Genomic DNA, 21,059 nt, shown 5'->3' on the forward strand with positions numbered 1-21,059 from the left:
TTTTAGACCAGAGTAATTCACCAGGCGAGGAAATGCGACGCCCGGTCTTAGAGACCGACCACATCGCGTACGAAAGCGTCCAGATCGCCGCCTTCGAAGAGGTAGCCCGCCACCCCGGCCCGCTCTCCGGCCTGCAGATCGCGCTTCTGATCGCCGATGATGAAGGACTGCGTCGGGTCCAGATCGTGCTCTTTGATGGCGCGCAGCAACATGCCCGGATTGGGCTTGCGATCAGGGTGGTCGGGATGGCGGTAACGCGCCTCGATCGCCTCGGGGTGGAAGGGCGCGGAATAGACGGCGTCGATGATCGCGCCCTCTTCGGCCAGTCGCGCGACCAGCAGATCGTTGAAGGCGTTCATCGTCTCTTCGCTGAACAGGCCCCGCGCCACGCCCGACTGGTTCGTCACGATCACGGTGCGATAGCCGGCCTGATTCATCCGCCGCACCGCCGCCGCCGCGCCCGGAATCAGCTTCAGATGCTCCGGACGATGCGGATAACCGCTGTCCTCGATCAGCACCCCGTCTCGATCCAAAAAGGCGGCGGGCCGGCCGGTCATGCGTCGCTCCGAAGTAGTTCAGAAAAGGCGGTCATCAGGTGATAGAGGCTGGACGCAGGCGCCGCCGCATCGTGCGAGCGGCCTTGGGCATCGTAGTTGTCCACCCATAGGCCCGGCACAGCGGTCGCCAGATGCGTGTCGAACACGGCGGCGATCAGTGCCGAAACGCCGGCGTCGCCAAAACTCAACCCCGTGCGAATGGCCTCGGTTTGGGCCCACAGACGCCGCCCGCCATCCAGCACCTCTCCCGCCGGGCCGATCTCGCGGATGGCGAATCCGTCGCGATAACCCTGGGCTGCCGCTCGACGATGCAGCGCCGTGGCCAGATCTGAATCGTCCCCGCTCTGTTTCAACAGCCAGGCCCATTCTTCGAGGTGGCCCGGCTCGATCACATGACCCGTCGCTGGATCGGCGGACCAATCCTCGGTGAAATATTCGCGGATCGCGCCGTCGACCAGGAAGCGGTGTTTGCACAGGTCCAGCGACACCCGCGCCGCCATCTCGAACGCCGGATCAGGCGCAACCGCATGCCAGGCCAGCATCGCCTCCAGCATATGCATGTGGGGATTTTGACGCCGCGGCAGGCGTGGCGGCAGCGCCTCCTCCCATCCCCTATGCGAAGACGCCATCAACCGATCGATCGCAGCCAGCGTCTGTAGCGCCAAAGGCCGCGCTCGCGCATCACCCAGGACGCGGTGCGCCGCCGCGAGCGCGAACAGAACGAAGGCCAAATCATAGAGATCCGGCGTCTCATCGACCACCACGCCGTCGTCATCGGTTGCCGAGACCCAAAGGCCGTCATCACGTCGGCGGTCGGCTATCAGTTGATCCAGCCCGGCCTTGGCCACCGCACGGCCCTGCGCCCATCCCAAGGCGGCCGCTTCGCAGAACACATAGACCTGACGCGCCTGAACCCGCGTGCGACGACGAAGACCGATCACCGGCCGGCCATCGAAATCCAGCTGCTCGAAGAATCTCCCCTGCGCATCGACGCCCCGCTCCGCCCAAAGCGGCAGGGCATGGTCGAACAGCCAGTTCGAAACCCTGGTCCGGGCGGCGGAAAGCGTCGTCATGGCGCTGGCTTAAGACGCAAGCCGACGGGCGCCAAGACCTGTGTGCGGTAGCAAAGGGCAACGCGATGTGACGCCGCGCGATTTGGCCCGCGCGCCCGATCTTGCTAGGACGACCCGACATTCGCGGCCCGCCTGTCCGGCCGCCGCCCCCGATTCCCCCGTGGAGAGCGTCCCCCATGATCCCCTTCATCGACCTTCAGGCCCAGCGCCAGCGCCTCGGCGGCAAGATCGAGGCCGCCGTTCAGGAAGCCGTCGTCGGCGGCGCCTGGGTCATGGGTCCGCAGGTCCGCCAGTTCGAGGCCGACCTCGCCGCCTTCGGTCAGGCCAAACACGCCTTGGGCTGCGGCAACGGCACCGACGCCCTGATCCTGCCGTTGATCGCCTGGGGCGTCCGCACCGGCGACGCCGTCTTCTGCCCCAGCTTCACCTTCACGGCCACGGCCGAGGTCGTGCCGTGGCTGGGCGCCTCGCCTGTGTTCGTGGACGTCGACGCCCACACTTACAATATGGACCCGGCCAAGCTTGAGGCGGCCATCGAAGCGGTCAAGGCCGAAGGTCGCCTGACGCCCAAGGTGGTCATCGCCGTCGATCTGTTTGGTCAGCCGGCCGACTATCCCGCCATCCGCGCGATCTGCGACCGCCACGGGCTCAAGCTGATCTCGGATTCGGCGCAGGGCTTCGGATGCACCCTGAACGGCGACCATCCGCTGAAGTGGGCCGATGTCACCACGACCAGCTTCTTCCCGGCCAAGCCTTTGGGCTGCTACGGCGACGGCGGGGCGGTGCTGACCGACGACGACGATCTGGCGCAGGAAATGGATTCCCTTCGCGTGCACGGCAAGGTCGTCGCCAAGGACCTGGAGGCCGGCGCCGCCGCCTTCGCCCACGACCCCAAATATCTGGCCATGCGCATCGGCATGAACAGCCGGCTGGACACCATCCAGGCCGCCATCCTGATCGAGAAGCTGAAGGTCTTCGGTCAGGAGATCGAGTGGCGCAACCAGATCGCCGCCCGCTACAACGAACGGCTCGCGCCCCATGTCTCGGCGGTGCCCCACGTCATCGACGGCGGCGTCTCCATCTGGGCGCAGTACACGATCGAGCATGAGGATCGCGACGGACTGGCCGCGCACCTGAAGGATCAGGGCGTGCCCACCGCCGTCTATTATCCGGTGCCGATGCATATGCAGCCGGCCTATCAGCGCTTCCCGCAGGGTGCGGGCGGCCTGCCCGTCACCGAACGGCTGAGTGACCGCGTCCTCAGCCTGCCGATGCACGCCGATCTGGACGAGACGACCCAGGACAAGGTCGTCGCCACCGTCGCCAGCTACAAGGGCTAAGCCTATGCCGAACACCCCCACCCTCAAGATCGGCGTCGCCGGCGTCGGCGTCATGGGCCGCAACCATGCGCGCGTCGCCTCCGAAATGCGCGAGTTCGACCTGACCACCGTCTTCGATCCCGATGCGGTGACGGCCGAGGGCGTCGCCGCCGCCTATGGCGCATCACCGGTCACGACGGCCCAGGCCTTCGTCGACGCCGGTCTGGACGCCGCCATCGTCGCCACGCCCAACCGGTTCCACGCCGAAATCGGCGTCGCCCTGCTGGAAAAGGGCGTCCACGTTCTGGTCGAAAAGCCGATCGCCGCCAGCGTCGCCGACGCCCAGCGCATGATCGATGCGGCCAAGGCCAATGACCGCGTTCTGATGGTCGGTCAGGTCGAGCGCTTCAATCCCGCGGTCGAAACCGTCAAGCGCGCCGTCGCCGACGACGACATCATCTCGATCCAGATCACTCGGGTCGGGCCCTTCCCGCCCCGCATGGGCGAGGTCGGCGTGGTCATCGATTTGGCCGTGCACGACATCGACATCATCCGCCACCTGACGGGCTCCGAGATCGTCGAGGTGCAGCCGCAACTGGCCCGCACCCGCGCCGACCGCGAGGACACGGCCCTGCTCCAGTTCCGTCTGGACACCGGTGTGATCGCCCATATCACCACCAACTGGGTCACCCCCTACAAGACCCGCACGCTGCAGGTCGCGACCAAGACCAAATTCATCGTCGCCGATCTGATCACGCGCCAGGTCACCGAGTATTTCGGCCAGCAGCCGGACGGCTCCTATTCGACCCGGATGCTGAACAGTTGGCCGGCCGAACCCCTGAAGAAGGAGCTGGAGGCCTTCGCTCGGGCCATCACGAAAGGCGAAACGCCGGCGGTCACCGGTGAAGACGGCCTGCGCAATCTCGAGGTCGCGCTGCGCTGCCTCGGCGAGCACTGATCTGATCAGGCCCCGTTCTCGCCGCAAAAACTGAGGAAGAGAAACGTATGCGCCGTATCACCGCCACCGCTCTCGCCCTGATCGTCGTCGGTTCGGCAGCGGCGCCCGCCCACGCGGACACCCGCTACCTGGCCTATAATGCATCGGACCGGATCACCCAGGCGCTGACCAAGGGCGTCACCTTGCAGGTGCGGCGCGGTCTGTTCGGCGCGGTGCAGGTGGAACGTCTGTTTTCGACCACCGCGCGCGGCACGGCAGGCTTCACGCGCGGCGGACCGGACGCCGCTCGGCGCGTCCTGCCGCAGGGCGCCGAGGAAAACGATATCTACGGCATCGATCAGGACGGCGACGGCCGCGGCCTGTCGCGCGCCCTGTGTCCCGGCGCCGACGAGGTCTGGCTGATCATGGGTCGCGTTCGTGCGCCCCGTCCCCTGACGATGCAGGCGGTGGGTCGGTGGTCGGACGGCGCCTATCGGCACTGCGTGACGCTCAGCTACGACTGGCGCGGCGAATGGGCGACAGCCCCGCAGGCGCAAACGCCACGAGACTGATCCGCGTCCAGACTGTTTCATAATGAGCACGCACAAGCGGACAATTGTGACGATTTGACTTTTATATTCGTCAGTGACACTTTGAGCACACGAGCGGCGGCGGCCGTTCTACCGCCCTGGAATATCCCCCTCCCCGGCGGCGAGAGAGACGAACCTCCCAGAGCCCGGCCCGTCGCGGTCGGGCTTTTTTTACGCCGCGCGCCTGCTAGACGGGGGCATGACCCTTCGCCTCGCCACCTGGAACATCAACTCCGTCCGCCTGCGCATCGACCAGGTCGCCCGCTTCGTCGCCGAACGCGCGCCCGATGTCCTAATGCTGCAGGAGATCAAATGCACCACGGACCAGTTCCCGCGCGGCGCCTTCGAGGACATGGGCATGCCCCACCTTCGCGTGGCGGGCCAGAAGGGCTGGCACGGCGTCGCCATTGCCAGCCGCCTGCCGCTTGAGGACAGCGACACCTTCCAGGTTTGCAAACTGGGCCATGCGCGCTGTGTCTCGGCCCGCGTGTCCGGCATCGACGTGCAGAACTTCTATATCCCGGCCGGCGGCGACGTTCCGGACCGGGCGCTGAACCCCAAGTTCGACCACAAGATGGACTTCTATGAACAGCTGACCGCGATCGTGGCCAAGCAGGACAAGTCTCGCCCCCTGGTCATGGCCGGCGACTTCAACATTGCACCGGGAGAGGGCGATGTTTGGAACCACCGCTACATGTCCAAAATCGTCAGCCACACGCCGATCGAGGTCGAGACCCTGAACCGGCTTCAGGAGAAGGGTGGTTTCGCCGACGTGCTTCGTGACCGCTTCCCCGAGCCCCAGAAACTGGCCAGCTGGTGGAGCTACCGCGCCGCGGACTTTCGCAAATCAAATCGCGGTCTGCGCCTGGATCACATCTGGACGTCGCCCGGCCTGACCCCCGCCGTGGTCAAGGACACCGCCCGCATCCACGACGACGTCCGCGAATGGGATCGTCCCAGCGACCACGCGCCGGTGACGGTCGATCTGGATGTCTGATCCTCAATAGACGGCGACCGGCTTGACCGACGCCGGCGCCTTTCGACCCCGGCCGACCTTTCTGGCCGCGCGCCCGAGCCGGACCACCGCCTCGTCCAGCTGATCTTCCGGCAGGGTATAGGGCAGGCGCAGCCGGCGTTCGAAGGCGCCGTCGACGCCGAATCGCGGACCGGCGGCGAGGCGCAGGCCTTCGGCCTCGGCCGCGATCGTGAGAGCGGAACTGATCGGCCCCGGCAGGCGCGCCCACAGGGACAATCCCCCAGCCGGGCGGGGACAGACCCAGTCAGGCAGTTTTTCAGCGAGCCGCGCCCGCAGATGATCCCGCCGGGCGCGCAAGAGGGGCCGGCGCGCCGCCAGGGCCTTGCCGCCGTCGTTCAACAGTTCGACCGCCGCCAGCTGCTCCAGGATCGGGACACCCAGATCAAAGCTGGCGCGACTTTGGGCCAGACGCTGGATCACCGCCCGGTCCGCGCGGATCCAGCCTATTCGCAAACCGCCCCAGACGCTCTTGGACATCGATCCCAATCTGACCATCCGCGGCGCATCGACGGCCGAGGCGCTGAGCGCCGGAGGTCCGCTCAAGGTCAGTTCGACCAGAGTCTCGTCCAGCACCAGTAAGGTTTCCGACCCCTTCAGCCCCGCCAGAAAGCGCGTCCGGTCCGCCGCCCGCATCATCCGGCCGGTCGGATTGTTGTGGTCCAGCACCAGATAGGCCATCGCCGCGTTGCTGCTGCGGCAGGCCGCAATCAGACCCTCGACATCCCAACCCTCCTCGCCCTCGCCGTCCGGCAAGGCGACGGGCACGGCGCGACCGCCCGCCGCCAGGATGGCGTCGATCGCCTGCGGATAGGTGGGATGGTCGAACACCACCGGGGCGCCGGGGCGCGTCGTCAGGCGCAGAAGATGAACCAGGCCGTTATGCGCGCCGTGCGTGATCAAAATCTGACCGGAAGAGGTCGCCAGGCCGCGCCGCCGATAGCCAGCCGCCACCGCTTCGCGCAACTCCTCCAGCCCCGCCGTCTCATAACCGTGTCCGGGCAGGTTCGCCGGCAATCGCTCCAGCGCCCGCACATAGGCTGCATGCACATTGGCATCGGCCGGCAGGACGGCGGCGGTCAGGTCGATTAGACCGGGCTTGTCCGTTTGCGTCGCCTCATGACGCGGCGCCGGTCCGTTCGGCAGGCTGGTGCGTGCGGCGGCGCCCTGCCCGCCGGTGAGAAACCCGTCATCCCGCAAGCGTCCGTAGGCGGCCGAGACGGTCGTTCGGCTCAGGCCCAGCGCCTGGGCCAGTTCCCGTTCGCCGGGCAAACGCGCCGCCAAGGGCAGTCGGCCATCCAGAATCAGCAGTCGTATCGCGCCTGAAAGCTGCCGATAGGCTGCGCCTGCGCCCGGCGACCGCCAGGCGCCGAGGTGGCGCGTCAGAGAAACAAGACCGATCGACCGCGACGACATGGGGCCAGAATGGCATAACTGGCTCTGTTTTTGATAGCCAGTTTGGCGCATCGGATCGATTTATGACCCGTCGCCTGATCCAGCTCTTCGCCGGCCTGTTTCTCTACGGCCTGTCTATCGCCCTGATCGTCCGCGCCGATCTCGGTCTGGATCCATGGGACGTGCTGAACCAAGGGGTGTTCGAGCGGTTCGCGAAACCCGCCGGGATCAGCTTCGGTTTGGTGGTCAATCTGATCGGTATGGCCGTGTTGCTGCTATGGATTCCCCTGCGCCAGAAACCAGGGATCGGGACCTTCGCCAATGTTCTGGTCATCGGCACGGTCGCCAATTTTGGTCTGGACTGGATCCCGTCCGACCTGGGCCTACCGCTCCGGGCCGGCCTGCTCATCGCCGGCATCGTCCTGAACGGCGTGGCCAGCGGGGCCTATATTGGCGCGGGTCTCGGTCCCGGTCCCCGAGACGGCCTGATGACCGGCATCGTCGCGCGCACAGGCTGGCCGGTGAAATGGGTGCGGACGGCCATCGAACTAGCCGTTATCGCCGTCGGCTGGCTGTTGGGCGGCTCGGTCGGGGTGGGCACGTTGCTCTACGCCCTGACCATCGGCCCGCTGGTCCACATCTTCCTGCCGCTGCTCACGATCCGCCCGAAGACGGCCGACTGAGCCCTTAGGGCTGCAGCCGGTATCCGCCCGCATCGGTCAGCAGAAGGCGGGCATGGCCGGGTTCAGGTTCGATCTTCTGGCGCAGGCGATAGATATGGGTTTCCAGCGTGTGGGTCGTGACCCCGGCGTTGTAGCCCCAGACCTCGGTCAGCAACTCTTCGCGCGACACCGGCTTGGCCCCGGCGCGATAGAGGTATTTGAGGATATTGGTTTCCTTTTCGGTCAACCGCACTTTCTTGCCCTTGGCGTCCATCAGCACCTTGGCGGCAGGCCGGAACTCGTAGGGGCCGATGGTGAAGACGGCGTCCTCGGATTGTTCATGGCTGCGCAGATGGGCGCGAATGCGCGCCAGCAGCACGGCGAACCGGAAGGGCTTGGTGACATAGTCGTTGGCCCCGGCGTCCAGACCCAGGATGGCGTCGGCGTCCGCCGATTGCGCCGTCAGCATGATCACCGGCGTCGAAACCCCGTCCTTACGCAACAGGCGACAGGCCTCGCGGCCATCCATATCGGGCAGATCGACGTCCAACAGGATCAGATCGGCGCGGATCTCGCGCCCCATTCGCACGCCATCGGTCGCGGTTGCAGCCTGCTGAGTCTTGAACTCCTCATGCAGGTTCAGCTGCTCGGCCAAGGCCTCGCGCAGGTCGTCGTCGTCGTCAATGATCAGAATGGTCTTGGGCGTAGGCATGGGACAGACAATGGCGAGGCTTGGCCCCCGCGCCAAGGCTTGGGGGTGCGAATATTCACATCGGGTTACGAGCTAGAGGGCGTTTCGGGTCGATTTCGTTCCCCGAACAAGGCCGTGCCGACCCTGACGTGCGTCGCGCCGCACCAGATGGCGGTCTCGTAGTCGCCGCTCATGCCCATCGACAGGACCGACAAACCGTGGCGTTCGGCCATGTCCCGCAACATCTGAAAATGCGGCCCTGCGTCCTGATCCGCCGGTGGAATGCACATCAGACCCTCGAGCGTCAGCCCATAGGTGTCGCGGGCCGCCGCAATCAGGGCGTCGGCGGCGTCGGGCAGGACCCCGGCTTTCTGAGGCTCCGCGCCCGAGTTCACCTGGACCAGGACGCGCGGCGATCGGCCGCGCTTTTCGCCCGCCTGCGCCAAGGCGCGCGCCAGTTTTTCACGGTCTAGGGTTTCGATCACGTCGAACAGGGCGACTGCATCCTCGGCCTTGTTGGTCTGCAACGGGCCGATCAGCCGCAGTTCCAGACCCGGCAGTTCCCCGCGACGGTCAGCCCAACGGCCCTGCGCCTCCTGCACCCGGTTCTCGCCGAAGATCCGCTGACCCGTCGCCAGTATGGCGTCGATGGCCTCGGGGGCTTGCGTCTTGGAGACGGCGGTTAGGGTCACATCCGCTGGATCCCGACCGGCCGCATGGCAGGCGGCATCGATACGCGCCTGCACCTCGGCGACCCTTTCGGCGATGGACGGGGCGGAAAAAGCGGAGGAAGAAGAGGTCATGATCCTGCCGGCCGGTTACAGCGACGATGCGCGCGCGCTCTGGAACGCCGCGACCGCTCTAAACCGCGCAGCCGCCGCTGTCAGCCCGGCCGCAGCGACCTTGCCGCCGATGCTGTTCTTCACCGACCCGGATCGCACGACCAGACCGTGGGAGACAGCGGCGCGCCTGCCCGCCGGCTCGGCCGTGGTCTATCGCGCCTTTGGCGCCTCCGACGCCGTCGAGACGGGGCATCGGCTTCGGGAAGAGACGGCCGATCGGGGCGTGAAACTGTTGGTCGGGCTGGACCCTGATCTGGCCGAGGCGATCGACGCCGACGGGCTCCACCTGCCTGAACGTGCGGTGGAGCAGACAGCGCGCATTCGCGCAGACCGACCCGACTGGATTTTGACAGCGGCCTGGCACGGCCTATCCCTGCCGCCCGAAGACCTGAACGCACTGATCCTGTCGCCGGTGTTTCCAGCGGGCGGCGTGTCCGCCGGCAAACCTGCCCTGGGCATCGCTGCTTTCGAACAGCATGTGAAAGCCGCCGGCCTGCCCGTTTATGCGCTGGGCGGCGTCACGCCAGAAAACGCCGCAACGCTCGCACACACAGGCGCCTGCGGCCTGGCGGCGGTAAATGCGATCCAGTCAGCGTTTCGCTGACCGATCGAAATCAGAACTTGAAGATGGTTTCCAGACGGACGCGGGGCTGGGCCCGACCATTGGTTTCGGGCGCGCGGGCCGGATCGGCTTCCGGCGTGCTGACGGCGGCGGCGGCGCCGACGCGCAGACGGTCGTTCAGGCGGTAATAGGCGCCGGCCTCGACATCACCCCAGTCGGTCTCGCGACCCACGGGCTGGTTCAGGTTGAAATCCAGGCCCCAGCGGCCACGATCGTTCAGGCGCAGGCCGCGACGTTGCGGCGCCGGCGCATTGCGCTGCGCCGCCTGCGCTTCCGAAAGAGAAACGGTGGATGTGCTTTGGGCGAGCGCCGACGTCGACGCGGCCATCGCCGTCGTCGCCATCACCACAGCCAGGAAACCACCGAACCGCATACCGAATCCTTCGAACCCCGCCATGAGGCGGCGTTTCAACCCTGAACCGACCTTATATGGTCGTGAGCCCCGCGATTAGACACCGGGTGTCTGCGCGGTCAACGCAATGAGCCGGCGATAACAAGGTTCCCGCGCATTGTTGTCAGCGTATGTGTCTCAAGCGTCACGGGATTCGGGCGGATTCCGGCGAAATCTCACATGCCCTTCACAAAACACCGCGACGCGCGATGCGACGGGAACCGACTTCGCCTTGTCATCGCCCCTTTTCGCCGTGTTATAGAGCCTGGCAGTCGGCATTCCTCATGCCGTGCGCGCGTGCGGGCGAGGGCTCTCACGTCCCTGAGTTTACGGAGACTTCTCTTGATGAGCCTCAACAAGGCCCTGGTTCGGAACGTCGCGGTCGTGCTGGTCTCGGGCGTGGCCCTGGGCGCGTCCCTGTCGGGCTGCTCGAGCATTCCCTTCGTCGGCGGCAAGAAGTCTGCGCCCAAGACGAATGTGCAACAGGGCATCGGCGTCAACGCCTACCTGTGGCGCGCCTCGCTGGACACGCTCAGCTTCATGCCGCTGCTGACCGCCGATCCGTGGGGCGGCGTCATCAACTATGACTGGTACATCAACCCCCAGACGCCGAACGAGCGCTTCAAGGCGACCGTCTTCATCCTGGACACCCGTCTGCGCGCCGACGCGCTGAACGTCACGGTGACCAAGGAAGTGAAGGGCGCCGATGGTCAGTGGACCGCCGCCCCGGTCGCCGCCCAGACCGAGGCCGATCTGGAAAACGCCATCCTGACCAAGGCGCGCCAGCTGAACCTGTCGAACGCCGGCTAAAGCCGGCGCTCGCTCTTATTTCTAGGCGCTACCGCCCTTCGGGCTGCTTGAGCGCGACGCGTCCAAGAGTTTTTAGGACGCATTACTTCTTGGGCGCTGTCGTCCTTCGGGCTAGTTGAGCCGGGAGGGCGTCAGCGCCCTTTCGACTTTCAGGACGACCGTGGCCCGTTACGAACCCAAGACCGCCGAACCCCGCCAGCGGGCCCGATGGGCCGAGGCTTCCGCCTTCGTTACGAAGGACACCGGCCGGCCGAAATACTATGTGCTGGAGATGTTCCCCTATCCGTCGGGCAACATCCACATGGGTCACGCCCGCAACTATGTGATGGGCGACGTGGTGGCGCGGTCCAAGCGCGCGCAAGGGTACGACGTTCTGCACCCGATGGGCTGGGACGCCTTCGGCATGCCGGCCGAAAACGCAGCCATGGAGCGCGGCATCCATCCCAAGGGCTGGACCTATTCCAACATCGCCAACATGCGCGAGCAGCTGAAGCTGCTGGGCCTGTCGCTGGACTGGTCGCGCGAGTTCGCCACCTGCGACCCGGAATACTATGGCAAGCAACAGGCCTGGTTCCTGGAGCTGTATCGGCGCGGTCTGGTCTATCGCAAGGATGCGGTGGTCAACTGGGATCCGGTCGACAACACGGTCTTGGCCAACGAACAGGTGATCGATGGACGCGGCTGGCGCTCGGGCGCCCTGGTCGAGAAGCGCAAGCTGAACCAGTGGTTCCTTCGCATCACCGACTATGCCGACGACCTGATCGACGGCCTGAAGACCTTGGACCGCTGGCCCGAAAAGGTCCGGCTGATGCAGGAGAACTGGATCGGCAAGTCCAAGGGTGCGACCCTGTGGTGGGACATCGCCGAGGCGCCGGCCTTCCTGCCCGCCTCTCCCGAGGGCGAACCCAATCACGCCCGCGACCCCATCGAGGTCTATACGACCCGCCCCGACACCCTGTTCGGGGCCAGCTTCCTGGCCCTGGCCCCCGACCATCCCCTGGCCAAGGCCATCGCGGAGCACCGGCCGGACGTGGCGGACTTCATCAAGGCCTGCGCCCAAACCGGCACCAGCGAAGCCGAGATCGAAAAGGCCGAGAAGCTGGGCGTCGATCTGGGCGTCCGCGTCCGCCACCCCTTCGATCCGGACAAGACCCTGCCGGTCTGGGCCGCTAACTTCGTGCTGTCGACCTATGGCTCGGGCGCCATCTTCGGCTGCCCGGCCCACGACCAGCGCGACCTGGATTTCGCCCGCAAATACGATCTGCCGGTGACGCCGGTGGTCAAGCCCGACGACGCCGAGACCATCGAGATCGGAACCGAGGCCTATGTCGGTCCCGGCCGCATCTTCAACTCCGACTTCCTGGACGGAATGGACGTCGAGGCCGCCAAGGCCGCCGCCATAGCCAAGGTCGAGGCCGCCGGCCAGGGTCGCGCCGAGACCATCTATCGCCTGCGCGACTGGGGCGTCTCGCGCCAGCGCTACTGGGGTTGCCCGATCCCGATCATCCACTGTCCGTCTTGCGGCGTCGTCGAGGTTCCCGCCGATCAGTTGCCGGTCATCCTGCCTGATGATGTGACCTTCGACGTGCCCGGCAACCCGTTGGCGCGTCACGCGACCTGGAAGCACGTCAAATGCCCCTCGTGCGGCGCGGATGCGACGCGCGAGACCGACACGCTCGACACCTTCGTCGATTCCAGCTGGTATTTCGCGCGGTTCACCGATCCGACGGCCGAGGCGCCGATCGACAAGGCCGCCGCCGACCGCTGGCTAGCTGTCGATCAATATATCGGCGGGGTCGAGCACGCGGTCCTGCACCTGCTCTACGCCCGCTTCATCACCCGCGCCCTGTCTGACGCCGGCATGTTGTCGGTGAAGGAGCCGTTCGCCGGCCTGTTCACGCAGGGGATGGTGGTCCACGAGACCTATCGCCGCGCCGACGGCGCCTGGGTCGAGCCGACCGACGTCGATCTGACCAACGACAATGGCGTGCGTTCGGCGCGCCAGCTGTCGACCGGCGAGACCTTGGTCATCGGCGACATCGAAAAGATGTCCAAGTCCAAGAAGAACGTGGTCGCTCCGGCCGAGATCCTGGAAAGCTACGGCGTGGACGCCGGTCGCCTGTTCGTCCTGTCCGACAGCCCGCCCGAGCGGGACGTGCAATGGACCCCTGGCGGCGTCGAGGGCGCCAGTCGTTTCGTCCAGCGCGCATGGACCCTGTTCGACACCTATGACGCCGGTTTCTCGGGCGAAGACAAGGCCAACGCCGATCTGCTGCGCGAGACGCACAAGGCCATCAAGGCCGTGTCCGAAGGGGTCGAAGGCTTCCGCTTTAACTCGGCCATCGCCAAGCTCTACGCCTTCGTCGCCACCATTCGCGACAATGCCCAGGCCGGCGGCGACGCCAAGCGTCAAGCCCTGTCGGCACTGGCCCGTCTGATCGCCCCCTTCACCCCGCACCTGGCCGAAGAAGCCTGGACACAACTGGGTGAGGACGGGATGGTTCTGGACGCGCCGTGGCCCGTGTGGGACGCTGCGCTCGCGGCCGACGATGAGGTGGTCCTGCCCATCCAGATCAACGGCAAGCGTCGCGCGGAAATCCGCGTGCCGCGCGGCATGGAGCCGTCCGAGGTCGAAGCCCTGGTCCTGGCCGACGAAACGGTCAAGGCGCGGCTGGAGGGTCTGAGCGTGAAGAAGATCGTCGTGGTCAAGGACCGCATCGTCAATCTGGTGGCTGGCTGATGCGTATTGCGGCGACTTGCGCGGTTCTCGCGTCTCTGGCGGTGTCCGCCTGCGGCTTCACGCCCATGTACGCCGAGCCGGCCGTGGGGTCATCTCTGCGCCGGATCGCCGTCACGACCCAGGATGACCGCCTGGGCTATCGCCTGCGCGAGCAGCTGGAAGACGTCCTCGCCTGGGATCGCGGCGCGACGCCGTTGTATCGCCTGACGACCGAGGTCCAGCAGAACCGCCGCTCGCTGGGTCGCCGCATCGACGACACCGCCACCCGCTATGAACTCACGGTCAAGGCGACCTGGACCCTCACCCCAGCCGCCGGGGGAACGCCCGTCAGCGGCACGGAAACCGTCACCACGACCTACGCCACCGCCGACCAGCCCTATGCCGCCATCGCCGCCCAGCAGGACGGAGAGGAGCGCGCCGCAGCCGAACTGGCCCGCCTGATCCGACTGGATCTTATGCAGGCGCTGTCGAACCCGTGATCCTGGCCAAACGCCCCGAGATCGATCGCTTTCTGAAGGCGCCCGATCCGGCGATCCGGGCGGCGGTGATCCACGGCAAGGACCGGTCGGGCGTCGCCGAGCGGGCCGAGGTGTTGTGCAAGACGGTCACGCCCGACCTGAACGACCCCTTCAACGTCACCGTGCTGACCGACAGCGACATCGATGGCGACGAAACGAAGCTGGAAGAAGCGCTGACGGCCATGTCCCTGATGGGCGGCCGTCGTCTGGTGCGCATCCGTCTGTCGGCGCTGAAGCCCGGCGTGGACAAGGCTGTCGCCGCCGCGCTGAAGATCCACGCCGACGGCGGCTACAATCCCGACGCCATGATGGTGGTCGAGGCCGACCAGCTGGGCCGCGAATCCGCGCTCAGAAAGGCGGCCGAGAAGGAAAACGGCGCGGTCGGCATCGTTTGCTATGAGGACGAGACCGGCGATGTCGCCCGCATGGTCCGCGAGGCCCTGGCCGCCGACAAGGTGGGTCTGACCTCCGACGCCCTGGACCGCTTCGTCGCGCGCCTGCCGCGCGAGCGGGGCCTGATGCGACAAGAGCTCGAGCGCCTGGCCCTCTTCATCGGCCCCGGCTCCGGCAAGACGCTGGATATGGACGCGCTGGAGCATCATCTCGGCGTCGAGCCGGACGCCTCCCTGTCGGATGCGGCGCTTCAGGCCTTCGGCGCGCGTCCCGGCCCAGCGCAGGCGGGGCTCAGGCGCGCCTTCGCCGAGGGCGAATCGTCGGTGCTCGCCGTTCGCTCTGCGGCGATCCATCTCGGAAAGCTACGCCGGATCAATATCTTGCAGGCTAACGGCGCAAACGCCAAGGAGGCCGCCAAGGCCGCTGGCATCTTCTGGAAACAGGAGGCGGAAATGCTGCGTCAGGCGCGATCTTGGCGGCTCGAAGCCCTGGACGAGGTCTTGGACAGCATCAACGCCGCCGATGTCGCCACCAAAACGACCGGAATGCCGGACCAACTGATCGCCGAACGCCTGCTGCTGGAAATCGCAGGTCGCGCCAGACGGCTGGGGCTGTAGCCCTAGCCGCGCTTGGACGCCTTGCGGAAGGCGGGCTGGGCCATGGCGACGTTGCGCGCTGACACAGCCTTCTCTTCGGCCTTGGCGCCCGGCTGGGCGTTGAACCCATGACCCGCCTTGGCCTTCTTGGCGGCGAGCGCCTGTTTCAGCTTGTCGGCGGCGGTGGTTGTCGTGTCTTCAGTCATATCGACACCCTAGCACAGTCTAGCGGTCAGCCGCGCATCAAACGGCGGCAGAGGTCGTCGAGCTGCTCCAGCGAGCCGTAGCCGATCGTCAGCTCGCCCTTCCCGCCCTTGTCCGACAACTGGACCTTCAGGCCCAGCGCATCGGCCAGATCCTGCTGCAGGGCGGCGACATCGGCCGCCCCCTCCCCGCCTGCGGCCGCCGACGCCGACTTGGCCTTCGTCGGCTTCGGCCCTTCCACCGCACGGCGCGCCAGGGCCTCTGTCTCACGGACGCTGAGACCATCCACGAAGGCGATGTCCGCCAACTGACCCGGATCGGGCGTATTGATCAGGGCCCGGGCGTGACCCGCAGACAGTTTGCCTTCGCGCACATAGAACAGCACCCGCTCGGGCAGTTGCAGCAGGCGCATGGTGTTGGCCACATGGCTGCGGCTCTTGCCGACCACGCCCGCCACCGCATCCTGCGTCCGCCCGAAGCGCTCCATCAGAACGCGGTATGCCTCGGCCTCTTCCAGAGGGTTCAGATCCGCGCGCTGGACGTTCTCGACGATCGCGACTTCGAACACCTCGACGTCGTCCATCTCGTGGACCACGATCGGCACCTCGGTGAGGCGCGCCGCCTGCGACGCGCGCCAGCGGCGTTCGCCGGCGATGATCTGCCAGACGCCGTCCTCACCCGGCTGGGTCCGCACTAGGATCGGCTGCAGCACGCCCTTGTCGCGGATCGAGGCGGTCAGCTCCTCCAGATCCTCCTGGCGGAAGGTCTTGCGCGGCTGGTCCGGATTGGGCTTCAGGTTTTCGATCGGCACGCGTTGCACACCGGCGGGCACGGGCGCGTCAGATACGACCGGCGCTTCGGCGTCCTGTCCCATCAACGCCGACAGGCCGCGGCCCAGACCTCTTTGTCGTTCAGCCAAGATACTGTTCCGTTTCTAATAAACTCAGGCGGCCAGCTTCAGGCGCTGGCGTTCGCGCTTCACCACTTCCTTGGCCAGCCGCAGATAGGCCTGGCTGCCGGCGCACTTCAGGTCATAGATCAGCGCCGGCTTGCCGAACGACGGCGCCTCGGCGACGCGGACGTTGCGCGGGATGACGCTCTCATAGACCTTGTCCCCGAAGTGGGCGCGGACGTCGTTCGCCACTTGGCCCGACAAGGCGCTGCGACGATCGAACATGGTCAGGACCAGGCCCTGGATTTCCAACGACGGATTGAGGCTGTGCTTGACCATGTCGATGGTGCGCATCAGCTGGCTCAAACCTTCCAGGGCGAAGAACTCGCATTGCAGCGGCACCAGCACCGCGTCCGCAGCCGCCATCGCATTCAGCGTCAGCAGGTTCAGCGACGGCGGGCAGTCGATCAGGACGTAATCATACGCGGTAGGGCCGTCGTCGTGCGCGCGAAGAGCATCACGCAGCCGATAGGAACGGCGATCCGCTTGGCTCAGTTCGATCTCAACGCCCGACATGTCCGCGTCGGCCGGGACAATCCACAAACCCGGCACAGTCGTCTGCACCGAGGCATCCGCGATGGAGCGCTGGTCAACGACGACATCATAGATGGTCACCCGCCGTGTTTCACGTGGAACACCCAGACCCGTTGAGGCATTGCCCTGCGGGTCCATATCCACGATCAGTACGCGCTCCCCGATGGCGGCCAGAGCGGTGCCGAGGTTGATGGCTGTCGTCGTCTTGCCGACCCCGCCCTTCTGGTTGGACACGGCGAGGACGCGGGCGGGCTTTCTAGCGCGTTGAGCGGGCACGGCGGAGGCTCCGGATTGTCACGATGCGGCCGCGCACGTCGCTTTGCGACGGGGCCAGTTCAGCCTCGAAATGCCAGGATTTGCGCGCTTCGATCAACTCGGATTCGGCACGCTCCCCCTTTAGGAACAGACCTTGTGCACCCCTTTGGAAGTAGGGCTGTGCATAACCTAACAGTTTCTCCATTGGCGCGACGGCTCGGGCGGTGACGATGTCACACGTCACAGTCTGCGCCTCAGCTCGACCGACGATGACCGTCGCCGGCAAGGACAATGCATTCACAACCTCCTGAAGGAATCGGCAGCGCTTGGCCAGGCTATCGATCAGCCAGACATGGGCCCCATCCCGCCCCTTCAGCATGGTGGAAAGCACTAGCCCGGGAAAGCCGGCCCCTGCCCCCAGATCCGCCCAGGTCTTCGCGTCCGGCGCCAGATCAAGCAGTTGCGCACTGTCCCAGACATGGCGGTTCCAGAAGTCTGGCAGACTGTCCGGGCCGACTAGATTCATCACCGCATTGGCCTCGACCAACCGCAGACGAAAGGCTTCAAGGTCGGCGATCTGTTCCGCTGACGCATTGGCGCGTGCACGGAACGCCTCTTGTTCAGCCTCCAACATCAGGCCGCGACCGACGCCTTGGGCGCGCGCTTCACATAGGCCAGCAGCGCCGTCAAAGCGCCGGGCGTCATGCCCTCGATCCGGCCAGCCTGGCCCAGGGTCCGAGGTTGCACGCGAGCCAACTTCTCCTTCACCTCGTTCGACAGACCGCCGACGGCGCCGTAGTCGAGATCGGTCGGAAGCATCAGCCCCTCCTCCACCTTCAGAGCGTCCGCATCCTGCGATTGGCGATCCAAATAGTTGGCATAGGCCGCGTCGATCTGGACCTGCTCGCGGACTTCAGTGGTCCAATCGGCAATGACGGGCACTGCCGAGAGGAATTGATCCAAAGTCACATCGGGGAAGGCCAACAGTTCGCGCATCGACCGTCGACGACCATCAGCATTTACAGATATGCCGAGTGCGCTGGCTTGGTTGGGGGTGAACAGTGTTTCACGTGAAACAGCATTCGCTGCCGCAAGCGCCAAGGCCTTGGCTCCAAACCGAATACGCCGCTTATCGCCAACAATGCCGAGTGTCGTCGCAATGGGTGTGAGCCGAAGGTCAGCGTTATCCGCTCGCAGCGTGAGCCGATATTCCGCCCGGCTGGTGAACATCCGGTACGGTTCGGTGACACCGCGTGTCACCAGATCGTCGATCATGACGCCGATATAGGCCTGATCACGCCCCAGGATCACCGGCTCCTGGCCGGCCGCTGAACGCGCGGCGTTCAGCCCCGCCATCAGCCCCTGCGCCGCGGCCTCCTCATAACCGGTCGTCCCGTTGATCTGTCCGGCCAAATACAGTCCGGGACGCTTCTTCACCTCCAGCGCCGCCGTCAGCTCGCGAGGGTCGACATAGTCGTATTCGATGGCGTAGCCGTATCGAAACACCTCGACCGCTTCCAATCCCGGTATAGTTCGCAGGAAGGCGAGCTGCGTCGGCTCCGATACCGAGGTCGAAATCCCATTTGGATAGACCGTGGGATCGTCCAACCCTTCCGGCTCCAGGAAAATCTGATGGCTCGTCTTGTCGGCGAACCGAACGACCTTGTCCTCGATCGACGGACAATAGCGCGGCCCCCGGCCCGACAGCTTGCCGCCATAGACGGCGCTCTCGCCGAGATTCTCTGCGATGATCCGATGGGTCTCCTCTGTCGTGTGCGTCACGCCACAGGCGATCTGGGGCACGTCTATACGGTCAGTCAGGAAGGAAAAGGCCGACGGCGCCTCATCCGCCTGCTGCATTTCCAGACGATCCCAGTCAATGGTCCGCCCGTCCAGGCGTGCGGGCGTGCCCGTCTTCAAACGCCCCATCATCAGGTCGGCCGCATGAAGATCGGCGGCCAGACCGGTCGAGGGCTCCTCACCATGCCGCCCCGCCGGGATGCGTTCATCGCCGCGATGGATGACGCCGTTCAGGAAGGTGCCGGTCGTCAGGACGACCGCCCCAGCGCGAACCGTCTCTCCGCCGCCGGTCACGACGCCGACCACACGGTCACCTTCAAGGATAAGTCGCTCGGCCGTCCCCGCCATCAGGGTCAGATTGGGCGTGCCGTGAAGTTCGGCCTGCATGGCTTCGCGATAGAGCCTGCGGTCGATCTGGCTGCGCGGACCCCGAACGGCGGCGCCCTTGGATCGGTTTAGGAGGCGGAATTGGATGCCTGACACATCGGCCAGCCGGCCCATCACGCCGTCCATGGCATCGATCTCGCGAACGAGATGCCCCTTCCCCAGCCCCCCGATAGCCGGATTGCACGACATCTCGCCGATCGTCTCCAACTTCTGGGTGAGCAAGACGGTGCGGGCGCCCGCCCGTGCGGAGGCCGCCGCCGCTTCACAGCCGGCGTGGCCGCCGCCGATGACGACGACGTCGAATACGAGATCAGGGTGAGAAATCATCGCCGCCACATAGGGCAAAACGGGTGTCATCGCCAGAGGCAGGCCAAGCTCGTCAGACTACGATGCCCCTCCGTTTCACGTGAAACAGCGGTATGGCTAGACCTACTTTCCGATGCAAAAAGTCGAAAAGACTTCGCCCAGAATTTCCTCGACACCGATCGCACCTGTGACGCGCGCCAAGGCGTCGGCAGCCCGTCTCAGATCGTCGCCAGCCATTTCAGGCGCAACATCGAGCGCCGCCCGCGCCGCATCAACGCTTTCCAGCGCCTCAAGCAAACGCAGCCGATGGCGCTCTTGCGTCACGGCAGGGAAGTCGGCGCCGGAAAGATCTCTCGCAAGACGGGAAGCAATCCAGTCCCGAAGCTCGATCAGGCCTTCACCGGTCGCGGTGCTGACCGCTAAAGTCTCAAGACCATCTGCCCCTCCTGACCAAGCGCCAAGGTCGGACTTGGTCGCCACGATCAGATCGCCATCCTTGACGTAGTTCGCAGCCACCCCGTCCGGATCACCCGGCGCGCGGACCCAGAGCCGCACGTCGGCTTGTTCAGCGCGCACCCGGGCGCGACGAACGCCCTCGGCCTCGACCGGGTCATCGCTGTCTCTCAGGCCGGCCGTATCCGACAAGGTCACAGCATAGCCGCCGATTACCAGATCGGCATCCAACACATCCCGTGTGGTGCCGGCGATCGGCGTCACGATGGCCGCCTCACGCGCAACCAACGCATTGAACAGCGACGACTTACCGGCGTTTGTCTCACCGATCAGGACGATGCGATAACCGTCCCTCACCCGTTCGCCACGCCGCCCCGTATCAACCGCGCGTCGCAGGTCGCCGCCAAGCCGATTCAGCACCGGCCCCGCCGTGCGGGCCAAATTGTCCGGCACCTCTTCGTCCGGAAAATCGATCTCGGCCTCTACCAGAGCCAGGGCGTGAAGAAGGTCACGGCGGAAACCGGCATAGGTCTCGCTGAGCTTGCCGTCCAACTGACCCAAGGCCTGTTTGGCCTGGGCGCTGGTCTCCGCGTCTATCAGATCGGCGACCGCCTCGGCTTGCGCCAGATCCATGCGGCCGTTCTGGAACGCGCGCCGTGTGAATTCGCCGGGGTCTGCCGGGCGCAAGCCCAGTGCAATCAAGGCCCGGCTGGCGGCCTCCACGACCGCGCGACCGCCATGCAGATGCAGTTCGGCGGTGTCCTCACCCGTGTAGCTGTTTGGCGCCACGAAACGCAGCACCAGCGCCTGATCGATGTGATCGCCGGCATGGCTGAGGTCACGCACCGACGCCATGCGCGGCTTCAAGCGGGTTGCGCCCAGCGCCGTCAACGCGGCCTCGACGCCGGGGCCCGACAGACGGAAAACCGCAATGGCGCCTCGGCCGGGCGGCGTCGCCAAGGCGAAGATGGTGTCGATCATCAACTCAGACCGAGCGGC

At 65.9% G+C, this 21,059-nt stretch carries 22 protein-coding genes; 10 read left to right on the plus strand and 12 right to left on the minus strand.

What is annotated here, in order from left to right; translation table 11 throughout:
* Nucleotides 1–47: 47 nt before the first annotated feature.
* Nucleotides 48–557: a D-glycero-alpha-D-manno-heptose-1,7-bisphosphate 7-phosphatase gene (locus AC3WRC_RS13705; protein ID WP_492304204.1), complete on the minus strand. Its 510-nt coding sequence runs from the start codon at nt 555–557 to the stop codon at nt 48–50.
* Nucleotides 554–1,630, minus strand: a complete 1,077-nt coding sequence (locus tag AC3WRC_RS13710; RefSeq protein ID WP_492304205.1) for an AGE family epimerase/isomerase — start codon at nt 1,628–1,630, stop codon at nt 554–556. The genes AC3WRC_RS13705 and AC3WRC_RS13710 overlap by 4 nt, the downstream gene beginning before the upstream one ends.
* A gap of 176 nt (nt 1,631–1,806) precedes the next feature.
* On the opposite strand from AC3WRC_RS13710, the gene AC3WRC_RS13715 reads away from it, so the two are divergent.
* From AC3WRC_RS13715 to AC3WRC_RS13730, 4 genes are all read left to right on the plus strand, one after another.
* Entirely contained in the window at nt 1,807–2,970 is a 1,164-nt protein-coding gene (locus tag AC3WRC_RS13715; RefSeq protein WP_492304206.1) for a DegT/DnrJ/EryC1/StrS family aminotransferase, read from the plus strand.
* A gap of 4 nt (nt 2,971–2,974) precedes the next feature.
* Nucleotides 2,975–3,907 (plus strand): Gfo/Idh/MocA family protein, encoded by a 933-nt coding sequence (locus AC3WRC_RS13720; RefSeq protein WP_492304207.1) that lies wholly within the window; start codon nt 2,975–2,977, stop codon nt 3,905–3,907.
* Nucleotides 3,908–3,954: 47 nt separating this feature from the next.
* Nucleotides 3,955–4,458, plus strand: a complete 504-nt coding sequence (locus tag AC3WRC_RS13725; RefSeq protein WP_492304208.1) for a hypothetical protein — start codon at nt 3,955–3,957, stop codon at nt 4,456–4,458.
* A gap of 217 nt (nt 4,459–4,675) precedes the next feature.
* Nucleotides 4,676–5,473: an exodeoxyribonuclease III gene (locus AC3WRC_RS13730; RefSeq protein ID WP_492304209.1), complete on the plus strand. Its 798-nt coding sequence runs from the start codon at nt 4,676–4,678 to the stop codon at nt 5,471–5,473.
* 3 nt (nt 5,474–5,476) lie between these two features.
* Here the strand turns inward: AC3WRC_RS13730 and yczR are convergent, their stop codons facing one another.
* Nucleotides 5,477–6,976, minus strand: coding sequence for a MocR-like transcription factor YczR (gene yczR, locus AC3WRC_RS13735; protein ID WP_492304210.1), 1,500 nt, complete (start codon nt 6,974–6,976; stop codon nt 5,477–5,479).
* An 11-nt stretch (nt 6,977–6,987) separates the two neighbouring features.
* Between yczR and yczE the strand changes: the two genes are divergently transcribed.
* Nucleotides 6,988–7,587 (plus strand): membrane protein YczE, encoded by a 600-nt coding sequence (yczE, locus tag AC3WRC_RS13740; RefSeq protein WP_492304211.1) that lies wholly within the window; start codon nt 6,988–6,990, stop codon nt 7,585–7,587.
* Nucleotides 7,588–7,591: 4 nt separating this feature from the next.
* Here yczE and AC3WRC_RS13745 read toward each other — a convergent pair whose 3' ends face one another.
* Entirely contained in the window at nt 7,592–8,278 is a 687-nt protein-coding gene (locus tag AC3WRC_RS13745) for a response regulator transcription factor (protein ID WP_066553631.1), read from the minus strand.
* A 65-nt stretch (nt 8,279–8,343) separates the two neighbouring features.
* Nucleotides 8,344–9,060, minus strand: coding sequence for a YggS family pyridoxal phosphate-dependent enzyme (locus tag AC3WRC_RS13750; RefSeq protein WP_492304212.1), 717 nt, complete (start codon nt 9,058–9,060; stop codon nt 8,344–8,346).
* Here AC3WRC_RS13750 and AC3WRC_RS13755 point away from each other — a divergent pair.
* Nucleotides 9,059–9,703 (plus strand): thiamine phosphate synthase, encoded by a 645-nt coding sequence (locus AC3WRC_RS13755; protein ID WP_492304213.1) that lies wholly within the window; start codon nt 9,059–9,061, stop codon nt 9,701–9,703. The genes AC3WRC_RS13750 and AC3WRC_RS13755 overlap by 2 nt on opposite strands.
* A 10-nt stretch (nt 9,704–9,713) precedes the next feature.
* On the opposite strand, the gene AC3WRC_RS13760 is transcribed toward AC3WRC_RS13755, so the two are convergent.
* Entirely contained in the window at nt 9,714–10,094 is a 381-nt protein-coding gene (locus tag AC3WRC_RS13760) for an NtrZ family periplasmic regulatory protein (protein WP_066553626.1), read from the minus strand.
* A 363-nt stretch (nt 10,095–10,457) separates the two neighbouring features.
* Between AC3WRC_RS13760 and AC3WRC_RS13765 the strand changes: the two genes are divergently transcribed.
* From AC3WRC_RS13765 to holA, 4 genes are all read left to right on the plus strand, one after another.
* Nucleotides 10,458–10,922 (plus strand): DUF3576 domain-containing protein, encoded by a 465-nt coding sequence (locus AC3WRC_RS13765; RefSeq protein ID WP_066553623.1) that lies wholly within the window; start codon nt 10,458–10,460, stop codon nt 10,920–10,922.
* Nucleotides 10,923–11,082: 160 nt separating this feature from the next.
* Nucleotides 11,083–13,662, plus strand: coding sequence for a leucine--tRNA ligase (gene leuS / locus AC3WRC_RS13770; RefSeq protein ID WP_492304214.1), 2,580 nt, complete (start codon nt 11,083–11,085; stop codon nt 13,660–13,662).
* The gene (lptE, locus tag AC3WRC_RS13775; RefSeq protein ID WP_066627101.1) at nt 13,662–14,141 is read left to right on the plus strand and encodes an LPS assembly lipoprotein LptE; all 480 of its coding nucleotides are present in this window, start codon (nt 13,662–13,664) and stop codon (nt 14,139–14,141) included. The genes leuS and lptE overlap by 1 nt, the downstream gene beginning before the upstream one ends.
* Nucleotides 14,138–15,190: a DNA polymerase III subunit delta gene (gene holA, locus AC3WRC_RS13780; protein ID WP_492304215.1), complete on the plus strand. Its 1,053-nt coding sequence runs from the start codon at nt 14,138–14,140 to the stop codon at nt 15,188–15,190. The genes lptE and holA overlap by 4 nt, the downstream gene beginning before the upstream one ends.
* A 2-nt stretch (nt 15,191–15,192) precedes the next feature.
* On the opposite strand, the gene AC3WRC_RS13785 is transcribed toward holA, so the two are convergent.
* From AC3WRC_RS13785 to mnmE, 6 genes are all read right to left on the minus strand, one after another.
* Nucleotides 15,193–15,375, minus strand: a complete 183-nt coding sequence (locus tag AC3WRC_RS13785) for a hypothetical protein (protein WP_292076810.1) — start codon at nt 15,373–15,375, stop codon at nt 15,193–15,195.
* Between the two features lie 26 nt (nt 15,376–15,401).
* Nucleotides 15,402–16,292, minus strand: coding sequence for a ParB/RepB/Spo0J family partition protein (locus AC3WRC_RS13790; RefSeq protein ID WP_492304216.1), 891 nt, complete (start codon nt 16,290–16,292; stop codon nt 15,402–15,404).
* 24 nt (nt 16,293–16,316) lie between these two features.
* The gene (locus AC3WRC_RS13795) at nt 16,317–17,135 is read right to left on the minus strand and encodes a ParA family protein (protein WP_039246649.1); all 819 of its coding nucleotides are present in this window, start codon (nt 17,133–17,135) and stop codon (nt 16,317–16,319) included.
* A complete protein-coding gene (rsmG, locus tag AC3WRC_RS13800) occupies nt 17,116–17,748 on the minus strand; it encodes a 16S rRNA (guanine(527)-N(7))-methyltransferase RsmG (protein ID WP_055755071.1) in 633 nt (210 codons plus the stop codon). Before rsmG ends, AC3WRC_RS13795 begins: the two co-directional genes overlap by 20 nt.
* Nucleotides 17,748–19,628 (minus strand): tRNA uridine-5-carboxymethylaminomethyl(34) synthesis enzyme MnmG, encoded by a 1,881-nt coding sequence (gene mnmG / locus AC3WRC_RS13805; protein WP_492304217.1) that lies wholly within the window; start codon nt 19,626–19,628, stop codon nt 17,748–17,750. The genes rsmG and mnmG overlap by 1 nt, the downstream gene beginning before the upstream one ends.
* A 102-nt stretch (nt 19,629–19,730) precedes the next feature.
* Nucleotides 19,731–21,041, minus strand: a complete 1,311-nt coding sequence (gene mnmE / locus AC3WRC_RS13810; RefSeq protein ID WP_492304218.1) for a tRNA uridine-5-carboxymethylaminomethyl(34) synthesis GTPase MnmE — start codon at nt 21,039–21,041, stop codon at nt 19,731–19,733.
* Between the last annotated feature and the right edge of the window lie 18 nt (nt 21,042–21,059).

The organism is Brevundimonas sp. EU05-FHT14B07 (genome assembly GCF_058790795.1).